13 protein-coding genes are annotated in these 16,354 nt (G+C 68.9%); 9 read left to right on the top strand and 4 right to left on the bottom strand.

The window, feature by feature from the left end; genetic code table 11:
• Positions 1 to 110 precede the first annotated feature (110 nt).
• The 4 genes from KV106_RS02665 to KV106_RS02680 form a co-directional block, all read right to left on the bottom strand.
• Entirely contained in the window at positions 111 to 1,883 is a 1,773-nt protein-coding gene (locus KV106_RS02665) for an ATP-binding response regulator (protein WP_057591187.1), read from the bottom strand.
• Positions 1,884 to 1,931: 48 nt separating this feature from the next.
• Positions 1,932 to 2,615 carry a response regulator transcription factor gene (locus KV106_RS02670; protein WP_057591094.1) on the bottom strand — a complete coding sequence of 228 codons (684 nt, stop codon included), beginning with the start codon at positions 2,613 to 2,615 and terminating at the stop codon, positions 1,932 to 1,934.
• A gap of 510 nt (positions 2,616 to 3,125) precedes the next feature.
• The gene (locus tag KV106_RS02675) at positions 3,126 to 4,115 is read right to left on the bottom strand and encodes a tripartite tricarboxylate transporter substrate binding protein (protein WP_409976472.1); all 990 of its coding nucleotides are present in this window, start codon (positions 4,113 to 4,115) and stop codon (positions 3,126 to 3,128) included.
• A 74-nt stretch (positions 4,116 to 4,189) separates the two neighbouring features.
• On the bottom strand, positions 4,190 to 5,278 hold the full coding sequence (locus tag KV106_RS02680) for a tartrate dehydrogenase (RefSeq protein WP_261205954.1): 1,089 nt from the start codon (positions 5,276 to 5,278) through the stop codon (positions 4,190 to 4,192).
• Between the two features lie 116 nt (positions 5,279 to 5,394).
• On the opposite strand from KV106_RS02680, the gene KV106_RS02685 reads away from it, so the two are divergent.
• The 9 genes from KV106_RS02685 (at position 5,395) to KV106_RS02725 (ending at position 15,906) form a co-directional block, all read left to right on the top strand.
• On the top strand, positions 5,395 to 6,333 hold the full coding sequence (locus KV106_RS02685; protein WP_057591097.1) for a LysR family transcriptional regulator: 939 nt from the start codon (positions 5,395 to 5,397) through the stop codon (positions 6,331 to 6,333).
• A gap of 229 nt (positions 6,334 to 6,562) precedes the next feature.
• On the top strand, positions 6,563 to 7,525 hold the full coding sequence (locus KV106_RS02690; RefSeq protein WP_261205955.1) for a MurR/RpiR family transcriptional regulator: 963 nt from the start codon (positions 6,563 to 6,565) through the stop codon (positions 7,523 to 7,525).
• Entirely contained in the window at positions 7,522 to 8,511 is a 990-nt protein-coding gene (locus tag KV106_RS02695) for an isoaspartyl peptidase/L-asparaginase family protein (protein WP_261205956.1), read from the top strand. The genes KV106_RS02690 and KV106_RS02695 overlap by 4 nt, the downstream gene beginning before the upstream one ends.
• A 26-nt stretch (positions 8,512 to 8,537) precedes the next feature.
• On the top strand, positions 8,538 to 10,430 hold the full coding sequence (locus tag KV106_RS02700; protein ID WP_261205957.1) for a dipeptide ABC transporter ATP-binding protein: 1,893 nt from the start codon (positions 8,538 to 8,540) through the stop codon (positions 10,428 to 10,430).
• A 91-nt stretch (positions 10,431 to 10,521) separates the two neighbouring features.
• Positions 10,522 to 12,075, top strand: coding sequence for a glutathione ABC transporter substrate-binding protein GsiB (gene gsiB / locus KV106_RS02705; RefSeq protein WP_057591101.1), 1,554 nt, complete (start codon positions 10,522 to 10,524; stop codon positions 12,073 to 12,075).
• An 80-nt stretch (positions 12,076 to 12,155) separates the two neighbouring features.
• Positions 12,156 to 13,076: a glutathione ABC transporter permease GsiC gene (gsiC, locus tag KV106_RS02710; protein ID WP_261205959.1), complete on the top strand. Its 921-nt coding sequence runs from the start codon at positions 12,156 to 12,158 to the stop codon at positions 13,074 to 13,076.
• A gap of 10 nt (positions 13,077 to 13,086) precedes the next feature.
• Positions 13,087 to 14,016 carry a glutathione ABC transporter permease GsiD gene (gene gsiD, locus KV106_RS02715; protein WP_261205960.1) on the top strand — a complete coding sequence of 310 codons (930 nt, stop codon included), beginning with the start codon at positions 13,087 to 13,089 and terminating at the stop codon, positions 14,014 to 14,016.
• On the top strand, positions 14,013 to 15,062 hold the full coding sequence (locus KV106_RS02720) for a DmpA family aminopeptidase (RefSeq protein WP_261205961.1): 1,050 nt from the start codon (positions 14,013 to 14,015) through the stop codon (positions 15,060 to 15,062). Before gsiD ends, KV106_RS02720 begins: the two co-directional genes overlap by 4 nt.
• A 25-nt stretch (positions 15,063 to 15,087) precedes the next feature.
• The gene (locus KV106_RS02725; RefSeq protein ID WP_208508414.1) at positions 15,088 to 15,906 is read left to right on the top strand and encodes a M55 family metallopeptidase; all 819 of its coding nucleotides are present in this window, start codon (positions 15,088 to 15,090) and stop codon (positions 15,904 to 15,906) included.
• The last annotated feature ends 448 nt before the right edge of the window (positions 15,907 to 16,354 follow it).

The raw sequence follows: 16,354 nt of genomic DNA on the forward strand, positions 1-16,354 counted from the left end.
GAGGGGCCTTCCTTCTTTCAAACGAGTGGATGAGAAGGCCTCCACGGTAGGGACGGCAATGCCTGCAATCCAGTGTCGAAGGTCATCGACTTGCAGCAATAAAAAGAGGCTCAGCCGTGCATGCCGGCGTGCGTCCTGTCGTGCCGCGCCAACGATGCGAGGGCCTGCAGCAGCCGGTCGGCGGCCACCGGCTTGAGCAGCACCTGCAGGCCGGCATCGTGCATCTGCTGCTGCCGCTGCGGCGCGGTCTCCCCGGTGATCAGCAGCACCTGCAAGCCGGGGCCGAAGCGCGCGCGCAGTCGCTGCGCCACCGCCAGCCCGTCGGCGCCATCGGCCAGCCGCACGTCGCACAGCAGCACCTCGACCGGGTTGCCGCCCTGCGCGGCCTGCACCAGCACGGCCTCGGCCCCGGCTTCGTCGGCCACCGCGTCGACGGCCAGTCGATGAGCCTGCAGCAGGCCGGTGACGGCCTGGCGGATCGGTGCCTCGTCGTCGACGACGAGCACGCGGCGCGGCAACGGCAGCACCGCGTCGGGCCGCGCGATGGATGGCACCACGCCCGAACCCGACACCGCCGCCAGCACGATGCGGAAGCGGCTGCCGCGCCGCGGATGAGAGCGCACCTGCAGCGGGTGCGCCAGCAGGCGCGAGAGCCGCTGCACGATCGACAGGCCGATGCCCAGGCCGCGCGCTCGATCGCGCCCCGGATTGTCGACCTGGTAGAACTCGTCGAAGATGCGGCCGAGGTGCTCGGGCGCGATGCCGATGCCGGTGTCGCACACGTCGATCCACACCAGCGGCCCGCGTGCGCGCGCGGCCACCACCACGCCACCGCGCGGCGTGTACTTCAGCGCGTTGTCCACGAGATTGGAGAGCAGCCGCTGCAGCAGCTGCGGATCGCTCAAGACCCAGCAGGGCGTGGCACGCAGGCGCAGCTGCAGCTCCCTGCCGGCCGCCTGCGCCGCGAACACGTTGTTGAGCGCGAGGAACAGCGGATTGAGCTCCACGGGCCGGATCCGCGGTGCCACCTCGCCCGCATCGAGCCGCGAGATGTCCAGCAGGGTGTCGAGCGAATCGCCGAGCGTTCCGACGGCGTCCATCAGCCGCACCGCATGGTCCCACTCCTCGCTGCCCTGGAGCTTCTTCTCGATCACGGCGCCGAACAGCGCGATGGCATGAAGCGGCTGGCGCAGGTCGTGGCTCGCCGCCGCGAGAAAGCGCGTCTTCTCCTCGCTCGCGCGCTGGGTCGCGGCGATCTGCCGGCTCAGCTGCTCGGCCAGCGCCTCCTTCTCGAAGCGCATGGTCAGCGAGGCCGTCAGCAGCCGATGGTGCTGCAGCGCGAAGGTGATCATCACGCACATGTACAGCAGGCAGCCGGTGGCCAGGAACAGGTGCACGGTGTCGCCGCGCCAGGCCAGCGCCAGCGTCAGGCTCGCCATGCTGGGCACGATGAAGCGCGGGATGTTGCGCTTGAGCACGGCCAGCGACAGCGCGCCGCCGGCGCAGCCGCCCATCATCATGACGATGACCATGACCCAGAGCCCGAGGTTGCGTCCCGGCGGCACGCACAGCCAGGGCGCCAGGCCCCAGACGCAGGAACGCAGCAGCACGTTGCGTGCATTGAAGCGCGCCCAGTACTCGGGATGCTCGGCCGCGTCGGGACTGCGGCGGTAGCGCCGGTAGGCGCGCCGCAGCGTCAATGCCAGGTGCAGCGCCATCCACAGCAGCACCTGCCAGCGCCACGTGGCCACGAACAGGCCGATGCCCAGCGACTGCGCCGTGAGGAGGTCCGCGAGATAGGCGGCCGGCGCATTGGCGTGGACCGCGGCCACCTGTTCGCGCAGCACGCGCCGCGCCAGCTCGGGCGGATGCGCGTCATTCATCGCCGGCATGCGGGCATCTCGCATCGAAGGCGGCCCGGCGCGGAAGACTCACCGCAGGCTGCTGATGAGCTGGGCCCGCGAGCGCATGCCGAACAGCAGCAGCAGCGTCGACACATGGTTCTTGACCGTGCCCTCGGTGAGGTGCGCCAGCTGCGCGATCTCCTTGTTCGACTTGCCGGCCAGCAGCCAGTCGAGGATCTCGACCTGGCGCGCATTGAGCTGCGGCTGGAACCCGTCCCTGGCCGGCGGCGCCTGGGCATCGACGGGCACGGCCGACGGCCGCGCCGGAAGACCGACCAGGTCGTTGTCCCTCACGTAGCGCAGCACCTCGCCGAGGTGACCGGTCTTGGGCAGGAAGGCCTGGGCCCCGAGCGCCATCGCGCCCTGCATCAGCGCATGGCTGTCCTTGCCCGAGAGCACGATCACGGGCGACGAGGGAAAGGCGCGCTTGAAGCGCACCAGCGTGTCCAGTCCTTGCGAATCGGGCAGATCGAGATCGAGCAGCACCAGGTGATGCGACGACACGTGCAGCGTGTACAGGTGCAATGCGTCGGCCAGGCAACGTGCCTCGTACACCGGCACGCTGCCCGTCTCCGCCAGCAGCAGCGCACGCAGGCCGAGGCGCACCAGCTCATGGTCGTCGACCACCAGGATGCCCCGCACCGGTATGGCAGCGCCCGCCTCGCCGCGCAATGGCGCGGCATGCGGCGGCAGTGGTGTGGCATGGGCCATGGTGCGGGCATCTTAGTGCTGATGAAAGCGAAGCCGAAATGACCAAAGTCATTCGGACGAGGTGCCGCGGCGGGCAATCGGTGCGATCGGCGCGCGGGTCTGGGCTTCGCTTCGTTGCGCGATGTTTCCCTATGGAGAGGCCATCTTCCTCGTGTCCAGAAAGGGAATGCGCGAGTCGAACATGCGCGTCATTTTTGCGCTCGACCGCGGTACGAATCGCAAGGCATATGCGGTAAGACATAGGCCTTCTGGACATGGCGTCTCTAGTCTCGAGAAAATCCGAGGGCGCGAAGACAATGGGTCATGACCAGCTCGCCGCCCAGGCAGATCTCTTCTCGGCTTTCTCTCGGGCTCTCTCGCAATCGACAAGGCCATCATCGATGGCAGCATGCTCGAACCGATTCGCAATGATGGCGCCACTTGGATTCGGGATCGGCGCTTCCATCACACGGGCCACGCTCAGGCGAGCGAAGCGGCTGCCGGGGTCCGACTTCGAAGCTTTCGCAAGCTTCAATCGATCGCCACCCTCGCCTCCTTCACCAGCCTCGCATACTTCGCGGTGTCGCTGCGAATCCGCGCCGCCATCTGCGCCGGCGTATCCCCCACCGGCTCCGCCCCGATCTCCTCCATGCGCTTCCTGAACTCCGGCGACTGGATGATCTTCACCATCTCGGCGTTGAGCCGCTCCACGATCTCCTTCGGCGTGCCCGCCGGCGCGAGGATGCCGAACCAGGTGCCCTGGTCGAAATCCTTCAGGCCCGACTCGGCCAGGGTCGGCACCTCGGGCAGGCTGCTCGAGCGCTTGGCGGTGGTCACGGCCAGTGCGCGCAGCTTGCCGGCGCGGATGTGCTGCAGCACGGGCGTCAGGGTGTCGAAGGACATGTCGACCTGGCCGCCGAGCAGGTCGGTGGTGAGCGGCGCGCTGCCCTTGTAGGGCACGTGCAGCAGCTCGATGCCCGACAGGGCCGAGAGCTGGGTGCCGATCAGGTGCTGCACGGTGCCGTTGCCGTTCGAACCGTACGAAAGCCTGGCCGGCGCGGCCTTGGCCTGGGCGATCAGCGCCTGCGCATCGCGCGCGGGCGATTTGGCGTTGACGACCATCACGTTGGGCACCAGCGCGACGGTGGTGATGGGCGCGAAGCTCTTCTCGAAGTCGTAGGGCAGCTTGCGGTAGACGCTGGTGGCGATGGTGTGGTGCACGGCGCCCATCAGCAGGGTGTAGCCGTCGGGCCGTGCCTTGGCGACGTAGTCGGCGCCGAGCGTGGCGCCGGCGCCGGGACGGCTCTCGACCACCACGGGCTGGCCCAGGCTCTGCGAGAGCTTGTCGCTCAACGAGCGCGCCAGCACGTCGGAGCTGCCGCCCGGCGGAAAGGGAACGACGAGGTTGATGGGCTTGGCCGGCCAGGCCTGCGCGGCCGCGGTCGAGGCGGCCAGACCGAGGATGAAGGCGGCGGCGAACGCGGTCAGCGCCGCGCGGCGGCGGACGATGGGCTGGGTCACGGGTTGTCTCCTTTGTTGTCGTGGCAATGGCCGGCCGTGCGCGCACGCCCTCTCCGGCCCCGGGGGCAAAAAACTCAGGCGGCCTGGCGCTCGGGCAGCGGGGCCAGCAGCGCGCAGACGGCGCGGGTCACGTCGGCGGTGGTGGCGCTGCCGCCGAGGTCGCGCGTGTGCAGCGAGGTGTCGGCCGTGACCTGCTCGATGGCACGCATCAGGCGCGCGGCGGCCTCGGGCTCGCCGAGGTGCTCGAGCATCATCACGACCGACCAGAAGGTGCCGACCGGGTTGGCCAGGCCCTGGCCCATGATGTCGAAGGCCGAGCCGTGGATGGGCTCGAACATCGAGGGGAAGCGGCGCTCGGGATCGATGTTGCCGGTGGGCGCGATGCCCAGGCTGCCCGCGAGCGCGGCGGCCAGGTCGCTGAGGATGTCGGCATGCAGGTTGGTGGCGACGATGGTGTCGAGCGAGGCCGGCCGGTTGACCATACGCGCGGTGGCGGCGTCGACCAGTTCCTTGTCCCATCGCACCTCGGGGAACTCCCTGGCCACCTGCACGGCGATCTCGTCCCACATCACCATCGCATGGCGCTGGGCATTGCTCTTGGTGATCACGGTGAGCTGGCGGCGCGGCCGCGAGCGGGCCAGCGAGAAGGCGAAGCGCATGATGCGCTCGACGCCGGCGCGGGTCATCATCGAGACGTCGGTGGCGGCCTCGATCGCATGGCCCTGGTGCACGCGGCCGCCGACACCGGCGTACTCGCCCTCGGAGTTCTCGCGCACGATGACCCAGTCGAGGTCGCCGGGGCCGCAGCGCTTGAGCGGGCCGTCGATGCCGGGCAGGATGCGCGTGGGCCGCACGTTGGCGTACTGGTCGAAGCCCTGGCAGATCTTCAGGCGCAGGCCCCACAGGGTGACGTGGTCGGGGATGTGCGGATCGCCGGCCGAGCCGAACAGGATCGCGTCCTTGCCGCGCAGCGCGTCGAGGCCGTCGGCCGGCATCATCTCGCCGTGGGCGCGGAAGTAGTCGCCGCCCCAGCCGAAGTCCTCGAACTCGAAGCCGAAGCGCTCGCCGCCGGCGGCCAGTGCCTCGAGCACCTCGCGCCCGGCCGGCACCACCTCCTTGCCGATGCCGTCGCCGGGAATGGTTGCAATCCTGTAGGTCTTCATGGTGTAGCTGCGTCGCTGGAGTGTTGGAACGGCTTCGACTGTAGGAACTCGACGTGCGATCGGATCGCCCCTAAAGTCAATCCATCGTTAACTTCAAGTCAACAGCGAAAAACGCGATGGCCCACGAGATCCAACCGGCCGACCTCGGCTTCTTCTCGGCGCTCGCACGCGCCGGCAGCCTCAGCGCGGCGGCGCGCGAACTCGGCATCACGACGGCCGCGGTGAGCAAGCACCTTGCGCAAATGGAATCGCGGCTCGGCGTGAGCCTGGTCAACCGCACCACGCGGCGCATGGGGCTCACGCCCGAGGGCGAGCTCTACCTCGCGCAGGCGCGGCGCATCCTGGCCGACATCGAGAGCCTGGGCGAGCAGCTCGGCGTGTCGAAGGCGGTGCCGCAGGGCCTGTTGCGCGTCAACGCCACGCTGGGCTTCGGGCGCAGCCACGTGGCGCCGCTGATCTCGAAGTTCGTGCGCCGGCATCCCGAGGTCGAGGTGCAGCTGCAGCTGTCGGTGAACCCGCCGCCGCTGACCGAGGATTCGTTCGACGTCTGCGTGCGCTTCGGCGCGCCGCCCGAGGCGCGCGTGATCGCGCGGCGCATCGCGGCCAACCGGCGGCTGCTGTGCGCGGCGCCGGCCTATCTCGCGAAGCACGGCACGCCCAAGGTGCCGAACGACCTCACGCGCCACAACTGCATCGGCATCCGCCAGGGCGAGGAGGCCTACGGCCTGTGGCGGCTGTCGAGCGGGCGCGGCGCGAGCGCGAGCACGCAGGCCGTGAAGACGCGCGGCACGCTGACCACCAACGACGGCGAGATCGCGGTCAACTGGGCGCTCGAGGGCCACGGCATCCTGATGCGCGCCGAATGGGACATCGCGCGCTACCTGCGCAGCGGCCGGCTGGTGCAGGTGCTGCGCCCCTTCCACACGCCCGATGCCGACATCTACGCGGTGTACCCGCAGCGCCACCAGCTCGCGGCGCGGGTGCGGGCCTTCGTCGACTTCCTCGCGCAATCGCTCGAGCAGCAGGCTTCGGCGGCCTCGAAGACCGCGTTCTGACGCGACCCTAGGGAAATCCCCGAGGCCGCGCTCGCGGCCGTGCCCGCGCGCGCCCTCGCCCAGAGGGAAAAACACCCGCGCGGCACCCGCCCTCACCCGCCCCGATCTCCCCACGGCACTGGCCCGCAACTTGCAAACTCGGCCGAAAATGACAGAAAATTTTCTTAACTGACTTATATTTGTAAATCAGTTTTCAAATTTGCACCGTTCCGGCGCCCTTCCGAACCCCATGAGCACCAACGTCGACCCTCCAGGCACCACCGTGGCCCAGCGCATCGCGCAGGCCCTGCCGCGGCTGTCCCGCTCGCACCGGCAGGTGGCCGACTACGTGCTCGAGCATCCGCTGCAGGTGGCCACGCTGCCGATCGACGAGCTGGCCGCAGCGGCCGGCGTGTCGGTGGCCACGGCCAACCGCTTCGCGCGCGCGCTCGACTTCGACGGCTACCCGGCCTTCCGGGCCGAGCTGGTGCGCGGCTTCGAGCCGCTGGTGGCGCCGGTCGAGCGGCTGCGCGGCAACCTCGAGCGGCCGACCACGGTGTCGGAGGTGTTCGCCGCTGCGCTCGAGGAGAGCCGCCGCAACATCGACGCCACGCGCCAGTCGCTCGACTACGCGGCCTGCGAGGCGGCGGTGGAACGCATCGGCAAGGCACGCTCGATCTACATCGGCGGCTTCGGCGCCAGCGCCTGGCTCGCGGGCCTGCTGCAGCACGGGCTGGACAGCAGTTGCAGCGACGTGCGCCTGCTCTCGGGCGTGAGCGGCGTGACCCATGCCGCGCGCACGCTGATGCATGCGGGGCCGCAGGACGTGTTCATCGGCGTGACCTTCCCGCGCTACCTCACCGACACCATCGCGCTGGCGCAGATCGCGCGCGGCCAGGGCTGCGCGGTGCTCGCGCTGACCGACCGGCCGAGCTCGCCGCTGGCGCCGCTGGCCGACGTGGCGCTCTATTGCCAGACCGAGACCAGCTACCGCCCCAACTGCGAGACCAGCGTGCTCGCGCTGATCGAGGCGCTGACCAGCGCCGTGGCGCTGCGCGCGCCGGGCGCGGTGCAGTCGGCGGGCCGCATCCTGCAGGCGGTGCGGCCGTGGCTGCACGGGGGCAACGGGCCACGCACGAATGGCGCGAACGGCGCGAACCCGCAGGCCGCGCCGCCCGCAGACAGCACCCCGAAGAAAAAGACCTCCCGATGAACAGCCCCACCCAGAACGACAACGCTTCCACCCCGCGCGTGCCCGTGATCGCCATCCATGGCGGCGCCGGCACCATCAGCGCTGGCACCACCACGCCCGAACGGGCCGCGGCCTACCACGAGGCGCTGCGCCACATCGTGGCCACCGCCCAGGCTGCGCTGCTGCAGGGCGCCTCGGCGCTCGACGCCACCTGCCTCGCGGTCGAGCTGCTCGAGGACTGCCCGCTGTTCAATGCCGGCCACGGCGCGGTCTTCACCCATGACGAAACCCACGAGCTCGACGCCGCGGTGATGGACGGCGCCACGCTCGCCGCCGGCGCGGTCGCGGGCGTGTGCCATGTGCGCCGTCCGGTGCGCCTGGCGCGCGCGGTGCTCGAGGACGGCGCGCACGTGCTGCTCGCCGGCGCCGGGGCCGAGGCCTTCGCGCGCGAGCGCGGGCTCGAGATGGTCGAGCCCTCGTACTTCTCGACCGAGGCGCGCCGCCAGCAGCTGCACCGCGTGCGCGACACCGGCCGCGTGGTGGTCGACCACGAGGGCGCGGCCATGACCCATGCCCCGCTCGACGAGGACCGCAAGTTCGGCACCGTCGGCGCGGTCGCACTCGACATGCACGGCCACCTGGCCGCCGCCACCTCCACCGGCGGCATGACCAACAAGCGCGTGGGCCGCGTCGGCGATTCGCCGCTGATCGGCGCCGGCACCTATGCCGACGACGCCACCGCCGCGGTCTCGTGCACCGGCAGCGGCGAGATGTTCATCCGCATCGCCGCCGCGCACGACCTCTGCGCGCGCATGGCCTACGCCGGCGCCACGCTCGAAGCCGCCGCCTACACGGTGGTGATGAAGTCGCTCTCGGCCATCGGCGGCACCGGCGGCCTGATCGCCGTCGACCGCCACGGCAACCTCGCGCTGCCCTTCAACACCGAAGGCATGTACCGCGCCCATGCGCGCGGCCGCGAGACCCCGAAGACGGCGATCTTCGCCTGACGCCACCGCTTCCCTTTTCGACCGCCATGTCCGCTGCGACCTCCCTCCCCCCTCTGCCCAACCTTCCGGAAGGCCGCGTGCTCGCGGTCGACGATCTCAGCGTTCGCTTCACCACCTCGGAGCGCACGGTCGATGCCGTGAAGAAGCTGTCCTTTCACGTCGACCATGGCGAGACGCTCGCGGTGGTGGGCGAATCGGGCTCGGGCAAGTCCGTGACCTCGCTCGCGCTGATGCGCCTGGTGGAGCACGGCGGCGGCCGCATCCTCGAGGGCCGCATGGCGTTCCGCCGCCGCAACGGCGAGGTGCTCGACCTGGCCCAGGCGCGCGACCACACGATGCGCGGCATCCGCGGCGCCGACATCGCGATGATCTTCCAGGAGCCTATGACCTCGCTGAACCCGGTGTTCACCGCGGGCGACCAGATCGCCGAGGCCATCCGCATCCACCAGGGCAAGAGCAACGCGGCCGCGCGCGCCGAGGCGCTGCGCATGCTCGAGCTGGTGCGCATCCCCGAGGCGCGCAACGTGCTCGACCGCTTCCCGCACCAGCTCTCGGGCGGCATGCGCCAGCGCGTGATGATCGCGATGGCGCTGTCGTGCAAGCCGCAACTGCTGATCGCCGACGAGCCGACCACCGCGCTCGACGTGACGATCCAGGCCCAGATCCTCCAGCTGATCCGCGAGCTGCAGCAGGAGATGCGCATGGGCGTGCTGTTCATCACGCACGACATGGGCGTGGTGGCCGAGATCGCCGACCGCGTGCTCGTGATGTACCGCGGCGACAAGGTCGAGGCAGGCCCGTCGGACACCGTGTTCGGCGCGCCGCAGCATCCCTACACCCGTGCGCTGCTGTCGGCCGTGCCCAAGCTCGGCGCCATGCAGGGCACCGAGCTGCCGGCCAAGTTCGAGCTGCTGCGCACCGAGACCGGCGCGCAGGCCGAGCCCGGCACCCACAGCGAGCCGCACGACACGGTGCGCGCCGAGGCCGGCCCGATCCTGCGCGTGCGCGAGTTGGTCACGCGCTTCGACGTGCGCAGCGGCGTCTTCGGCCGCGTGAAGCGGCGCGTGCATGCGGTCGAGAAGATCAGCTTCGACCTCTACCCCGGCGAGACGCTGGCGCTGGTCGGCGAATCGGGCTGCGGCAAGTCGACCACCGGCCGCTCGCTGCTGCGCCTGGTCGAGAGCCAGAGCGGCGCGATCGAGTTCGGCGGCCAGAACATCCGCGAGCTGCCCACGCGCGAGCTGCAGGCACTGCGCCGCAACATCCAGTTCATCTTCCAGGACCCCTTCGCCTCGCTCGATCCGCGCGTGACGGTGGGCTTCTCGATCATGGAGCCGCTGCTGATCCACGGCATCGCCAAGGGCGCCGAGGCGCAGCAGCGCGTCGACTGGCTGCTGCAGAAGGTGGGCCTGCCGCCCGAGGCGGCGCAGCGCTATCCGCACGAGTTCTCGGGCGGCCAGCGCCAGCGCATCGCGATCGCGCGCGCCCTGGCGCTGAACCCCAAGGTGGTGGTGGCCGACGAATCGGTGTCGGCGCTCGACGTCTCGATCCAGGCCCAGATCGTCAACCTGATGCTCGACCTGCAGCGCGAGCTCGGCGTGGCCTTCCTGTTCATCTCGCACGACATGGCGGTGGTGGAGCGCATCAGCCACCGCGTGGCCGTGATGTACCTCGGGCAGATCGTGGAGATCGGCCCGCGCCGCGCGGTATTCGAGGCGCCGCAGCATGCCTACACGCGCAAGCTGATGGCGGCGGTGCCGGTGGCCGATCCCTCGCGCCGCCACAAGCAGCGCGCGCTGCTCGAGGGCGAGATCCCGAGCCCGATCCGCGCCGTGGGCGACGAGCCCGAGGTGCCGCCGCTGGTGCAGGTGGCGCCGGGGCATTTCGTGGCGCGGCATGCCATCGGCGGCGCCTTCTGACGCCTTCGAGTTTCTCTTTCGTTTTTCCGTCGCAGGGCCCCCTGCTTTTTTGTTCCTCCCTCTCTTTCACGAATCGACTGGAGTTCTTCCCATGAAGCCATCCTCTTCCTCCCTGCGATGGGCATCCGCGCTGCTGGGCCTGGCCGCGCTCGCCGCCTCGGGCTCGGCCCTGGCCGCCAAAGACGTGGTGCTGGCCATCGGCTATCAGCCCGAGACGCTGGACCCGTACAACACCAACACGACGATCACCACGGCCGTGACCAAGACCTTCTACGAAGGCCTGTTCCAGTTCGACAAGGACCTGAAGGTGCAGAACGTGCTGGCCGAGGGCTACGAGGTCTCGAAGGACGGCCTGGTCTACACCATCAAGCTGCGCAGCGGCGTCAAGTTCCACGACGGCACCGACTTCAACGCCGAGGCCGTGAAGTTCACGCTCGAGCGCGTGCTGAACCAGGACAACAAGCTGCTGCGCTACAACCAGTTCAACCGCGTGGGCAAGGTCGAGGCGCTGAACCCGACCACCGTGCGCATCACGCTGAAGGAGCCCTTCGGCCCCTTCATCAACTCGCTGGCCCATGCCTCGGCCGCGATGATCTCGCCGACCGCGCTCAAGAAGTGGGGCAACAAGGACATCGCCTTCCACCCCGTGGGCACCGGCCCCTTCGAGTTCGTCGAATGGAAGCAGACCGAGGCGGTCAAGGCCAAGAAGTTCGACGGCTACTGGAAGAAGGGCTTCCCGAAGGTCGACACCGTGCAATGGAAGCCGGTGCTCGAGAACAACACGCGCGCCGCGATGATGCAGACCGGCGAGGCCGACTTCGCCTTCCCGATCCCCTACGAGCAGGCCGAGCTGCTGAAGAAGAGCGACAAGCTCGAGGTCGTGGCCTCGCCCTCGATCATCACGCGCTTCCTGGCCTTCAACATGCTGCAGAAGCCCTACGACAACCAGAAGGTGCGCGAGGCCATCGGCTACGCCATCAACAAGGAGGCGCTGGCCAAGGTGGCCTTCGGCGGCTATGCGATTCCCGCGCAGGGCGTGATGCCCCAGGGCGTGAAGTACGCCGAGAAGATGGCGCCCGTGCCCTACGACGTGAAGAAGGCCAAGGAACTGCTGGCCGAGGCCGGCTACCCGAACGGCTTCGAGTCGGTGCTGTGGAGCGCCTACAACAACACGACCAGCCAGAAGACCATCCAGTTCGTGCAGCAGCAGCTCGCGCAGGTCGGCATCAAGCTGCAGGTGCAGGCGCTCGAAGTGGGCCAGCGCACCGAGCAGGTCGATGCCTGGCCCGATCCCAAGACCGCCAAGGTTCGCCTGTACTACACCGGCTGGTCCTCGTCGACCGGCGAGGCCGACTGGGGCCTGCGCCCGCTGTTCGCCTCCGAATCGTGGGCGCCGAAGCTCAACAACATGTCGTTCTACAAGAGCGAGGTGGTCGACAACGCGCTGGCCAAGGCGCTGGTGTCGGTGGACGAGGCCGAGAAGGCCGCGCTCTACAAGACCGCGCAGGAACAGATCCGCAAGGACCTGCCGCGCCTGCCGCTGGTGACGGAGCAGAACCTGTCGGCGCATTCGAAGCGCCTGACGGGCGTGTTCGTGATGCCCGACGCCAACATCAACATCGACGCGATGTCGGTGGCGAACTGATCGCGGGTTTCCCGTTTCCTGACTGACCGCGCGATGGCCGGCGGCACCCCGCCGCCGGCCGTTCGCGGCCCCTGCTCCCCATGCTGAACTACTTCCTCAAACGACTGTTGGGCCTGATCCCCACGCTGCTCATCGTGGCGGTGCTGGTGTTCCTGTTCGTCCACATGCTGCCCGGCGACCCGGCGCGCCTTGCCGCCGGCCAGGAGGCCGACGAGCAGACCGTGGCCATGGTCCGCGCGGAGCTCGGCCTCGACAAGCCGCTGCCGCAGCAGTTCGCGAACTTCTTCACCCACATGCTGCAGGGCGACTTCGGCACCTCGATCCGCACGCGGCGGCCGGTGTCGACCGAGATCGCCGAGCGCTTCTTCCCGACGGTGATGCTGACCGTCACCAGCATGGTGTGGGCCGTGATCTTCGGCATGGGCATCGGCATCGTCTCGGCCGTGTACCGCAACCAATGGCCCGACCGCATCGGCATGACGCTGGCGGTGTCGGGCATCTCCTTCCCGGCCTTCGCGCTCGGCATGCTGCTGATGCAGATCTTCTCGGTGCAGCTCGGCTGGCTGCCCACCGTGGGCGCGGCCACCTGGAAGCACTACATCCTGCCCTCGATCACGCTGGGCGCGGCCGTGGCGGCCGTGATGGCGCGCTTCACGCGCGCCTCGTTCGTCGAGGTGATCCAGGAGGACTTCGTGCGCACCGCGCGCGCCAAGGGCGTGCGCGAGCGCAGCGTGATCATCAAGCACTGCCTGCGCAATGCGCTGATCCCGGTGGTCACGATGATGGGCCTGCAGTTCGGCTTCCTGCTCGGCGGCTCGATCCTGGTCGAGGCGGTGTTCAACTGGCCCGGCCTCGGCCGCCTGCTGGTCGACGCGGTGCAGATGCGCGACTACCCGGTGATCCAGACGCTGGTGCTGCTGTTCTCGCTCGAGTTCATCCTGATCAATCTCGTGGTCGATGTGCTGTACGGCTTCATCAACCCGACCATCCGCTACAAGTGAGGCCGCCGCCATGACCCAAGCCACCGGCGTGCCTGCCGAATCCACCCTTCCCGCTGCCACACCAGCGACCGCAGTCCAGACCGCGAGCAAGGTCCGCACCCCCTGGGGCGAATGCTGGCGCCGCTTCAAGAAGCAGCCCGTGGGCATCGTCGCCGCCCTGTTCGTGCTGCTGCTGGTGTTCGTCGCCGTGTTCGCGCCGTGGATCGTGCCCTTCGATCCCGAGAACTACTTCGACTACGACATGCTCAACAGCGGCCCCTCGGCCACGCACTGGTTCGGCGTCGACCCGCTGGGCCGCGACATCTTCAGCCGCATCCTCGCGGGCGCGCGCATCTCGCTGATGGCGGGCTTCGTCTCGGTGCTGCTCGGCGGCATCGTGGGGACCGCCTTCGGCCTGCTCGCGGGCTACTACGAAGGCTGGTGGGACCGCATCGTGATGCGCATCTCGGACGTGCTGTTCGCCTTCCCCGGCATCCTGCTGGCGCTGGGCGTGGTCGCGATCCTCGGCAGCAGCATGACCAACGTGGTGGTGGCGGTGTCGGTGTTCAGCGTGCCGGCCTTCGCGCGACTGGTGCGCGGCAACACGCTGGTGCTCAAGCAGCAGACCTACATCGAGGCCGAGCGCAGCATCGGCGCCTCGGACTGGACCATCGTCGTGCGCCACATCCTGCCCGGCACCATCTCCTCGATCGTGGTGTATTTCTCCATGCGCGTGGGCACCTCGATCATCACCGCGGCCAGCCTGTCCTTCCTCGGCATGGGCGCGCAGCCGCCCACGCCCGAATGGGGCGCGATGCTCAGCGAGGCGCGCGCCGACATGGTGACCTCGCCGCACGTGGCGCTGTTCCCCAGCCTCGCGATCTTCTTCACCGTGCTGGCCTTCAATCTGCTGGGCGACGCCCTGCGCGACGCACTCGATCCGAAGATCAACCGGCAATGAGCGCGAACGCCCTGCCCCGCATCGGCGGCCTGCGCCCGGGTCCGCGCGACGCGATCAGCGACGTCGCGGGAGTAACGGTGGGCCACCGCACGCTTGCCGAGGGCCCGGTACAGACTGGCGTGACCGTGATCCGCCCGCATGCCGGCGACCCGTTCCGCGACAAGGTGCCGGCCGCCGCCGTGGTGCTCAACGGCTTCGGCAAGAGCGTCGGGCTCGTGCAGCTCGAGGAGCTCGGCGTGCTCGAGACCCCGATCGCGCTGACCAACACCTTCTCGGTCGGCACCGTGGCCGGCGCGCAGATCCGCGACTGCATCGCGAACAACCCCGAGACCGGGCGCTCGCTGCCGACGGTGAATCCGCTGGTGTTCGAGTGCAACGACGGTTTTCTCAACGACATCCAGCGGTTGGCCGTGGGCGAGGCGGACTACGTCCTGGCATTGGCCGATGCGGGCGTGGATTTCGCGCAGGGTTCGGTGGGCGCGGGGCGCGGCATGTCGAGCTTCCAGCTCAAGGGCGGCATCGGCAGTGCTTCGCGCCTCGTGCCGGTGGGCGAGGCTTCGCACACGGTGGGCACGCTGGTGCTCGCGAACTATGGGCGGCAGCCCGAGCTGCGGCTGGCGGGGCATGCGGTGGGCGAGCGCCTTGCCGCGCTCGTGGCCGAACGGGCCGTGGCGCCAGAGCCCGAGAAGGGCTCGATCATCGTCGTGGTCGCGACCGACGCGCCGCTCGATGCGCGCCAGCTGCGCCGGCTCGCGCTGCGCGCGGGGGCCGGGCTGGCGCGTACCGGCTCGGTCTTCGGGCATGGCAGCGGCGACATCGTGCTGGCCTTCTCGACTGCCTACACCGTGCCCGACCGCGCCGAACGCGCGATGCCGGCCGTGGCGATGCTGCACGAGACGCAGCTCGACGGGCTGTTCCAGGCGGCGGCCGATGGGACCGAGCAGGCGATCCTGCATGCGCTGTGGCGGGCCGAGTCGGTGACCGGGCGCGATGGCAACCACCGTGCCGCGTTGGGCGAGCTGTTGTCCCCTTCTCTCTTTTCTTGATTTTTCTCTTTTGCCGGGTGCCCTCATGAAAGTGCTGATCTCCACCGATATCGAAGGCGTTGCGGGGGTCTATCACCCCGAGCAGACGCGGCAAGGCAATCCCGAATACGAACGTGCCCGGCTGCTGATGGCGCAGGAAGCCAATGCGGCGATCGCGGGGGCCTTCGATGCGGGGGCCGACGAGGTGCTGGTGAATGACTCGCACGGGGGGTTTCGCAACATGCCGCCCGATGTGCTCGACCCTCGGGCTCGCGTGGTGCAGGGGAAGCCGCGCTATCTGAGCATGGTGGCGGGGGTGGAAGAAGGCGTCGACGCTGTCTGCATGGTCGGCTACCACTCGCGGGCGCAAGGGCGCGGGATTCTGGCGCACACGATCAACAGCTTTGCTTTTGCGGGTGTATCTCTCGGTGGGCAGGAGCTGGGTGAGGCTGGGCTTTATGGGGCGTTGGCGGGGGAATATGGGGTGCCGGTGGTTATGGGCAGTGGGGACGATGTGTTCATTGCGGAGAACCGGCCGCTCTTTCCGCACGCGACCTTTGTCGAGACGAAGAAGGCTACGGGGAATACCAGTGGGGTTTCTTTGTCGCCCGAGAGGGCTCGTGAAGCGATTCGGGCTGGGGTTCAAGTTGCACTGTCTTCACGGGCCAAGGTTCTTCCGCTGGTGTTCGAAGGGCCGCAGACTGTGACTTTGAGGGCGCAGACTGCGGCGCTGGCGGATCTGTTTTGCCAGTGGCCGGCGTTTGAGCGGGTTGATGGAGTAACCCTGCGTTTCTTGGCTCCTGACGTCGAGGCTGCTGTTCGGATGTTGAACTGCTGCTCGGCGATGTCTTCGATGTTGCGCTGAGATTTGATCTTTCTTTTCTCTGCTTAGGCCGTTGGCCGGGTCTCGCCCCGGCGGGCGAGTCACTTTCTCTTGTCTCGCCAAGAGAAAGTAACCAAAGAGAAGGCGACCCCACTGTCTGTGTCCCTCCGCTTCGCTGCGGGCAACCTGCGGTGCTCGGAGAAAGCGGGGGTCCGCAGAACTCGCTCCACTTCGTTGCGCTCAGACAGCTGCGGCCCTTATCCCGCTTTCTCCTGCGCTCCTCGGCACAGCCAGAGGGGACTAGGGTCAACGCGCCATGGCGCGTCCTTGTGTGGGGGGTGTGAGTGCGAAGGCCCTGGGTCTTCTTCCACCTGGGCCGAGCGAAGCGAAGGCCCGTTGGGCTTGCTCGGCCGAGCGCAGCGACGGCCCGAACCACCCCTCTGGCTGCGCCGAGGAGCGCAGCGTTTCGCGGATAAGGGCTCGCAGCTGT

The sequence above is a fragment of the Variovorax endophyticus genome (genome assembly GCF_025376855.1).
GTDB lineage: Bacteria > Pseudomonadota > Gammaproteobacteria > Burkholderiales > Burkholderiaceae_C > Variovorax.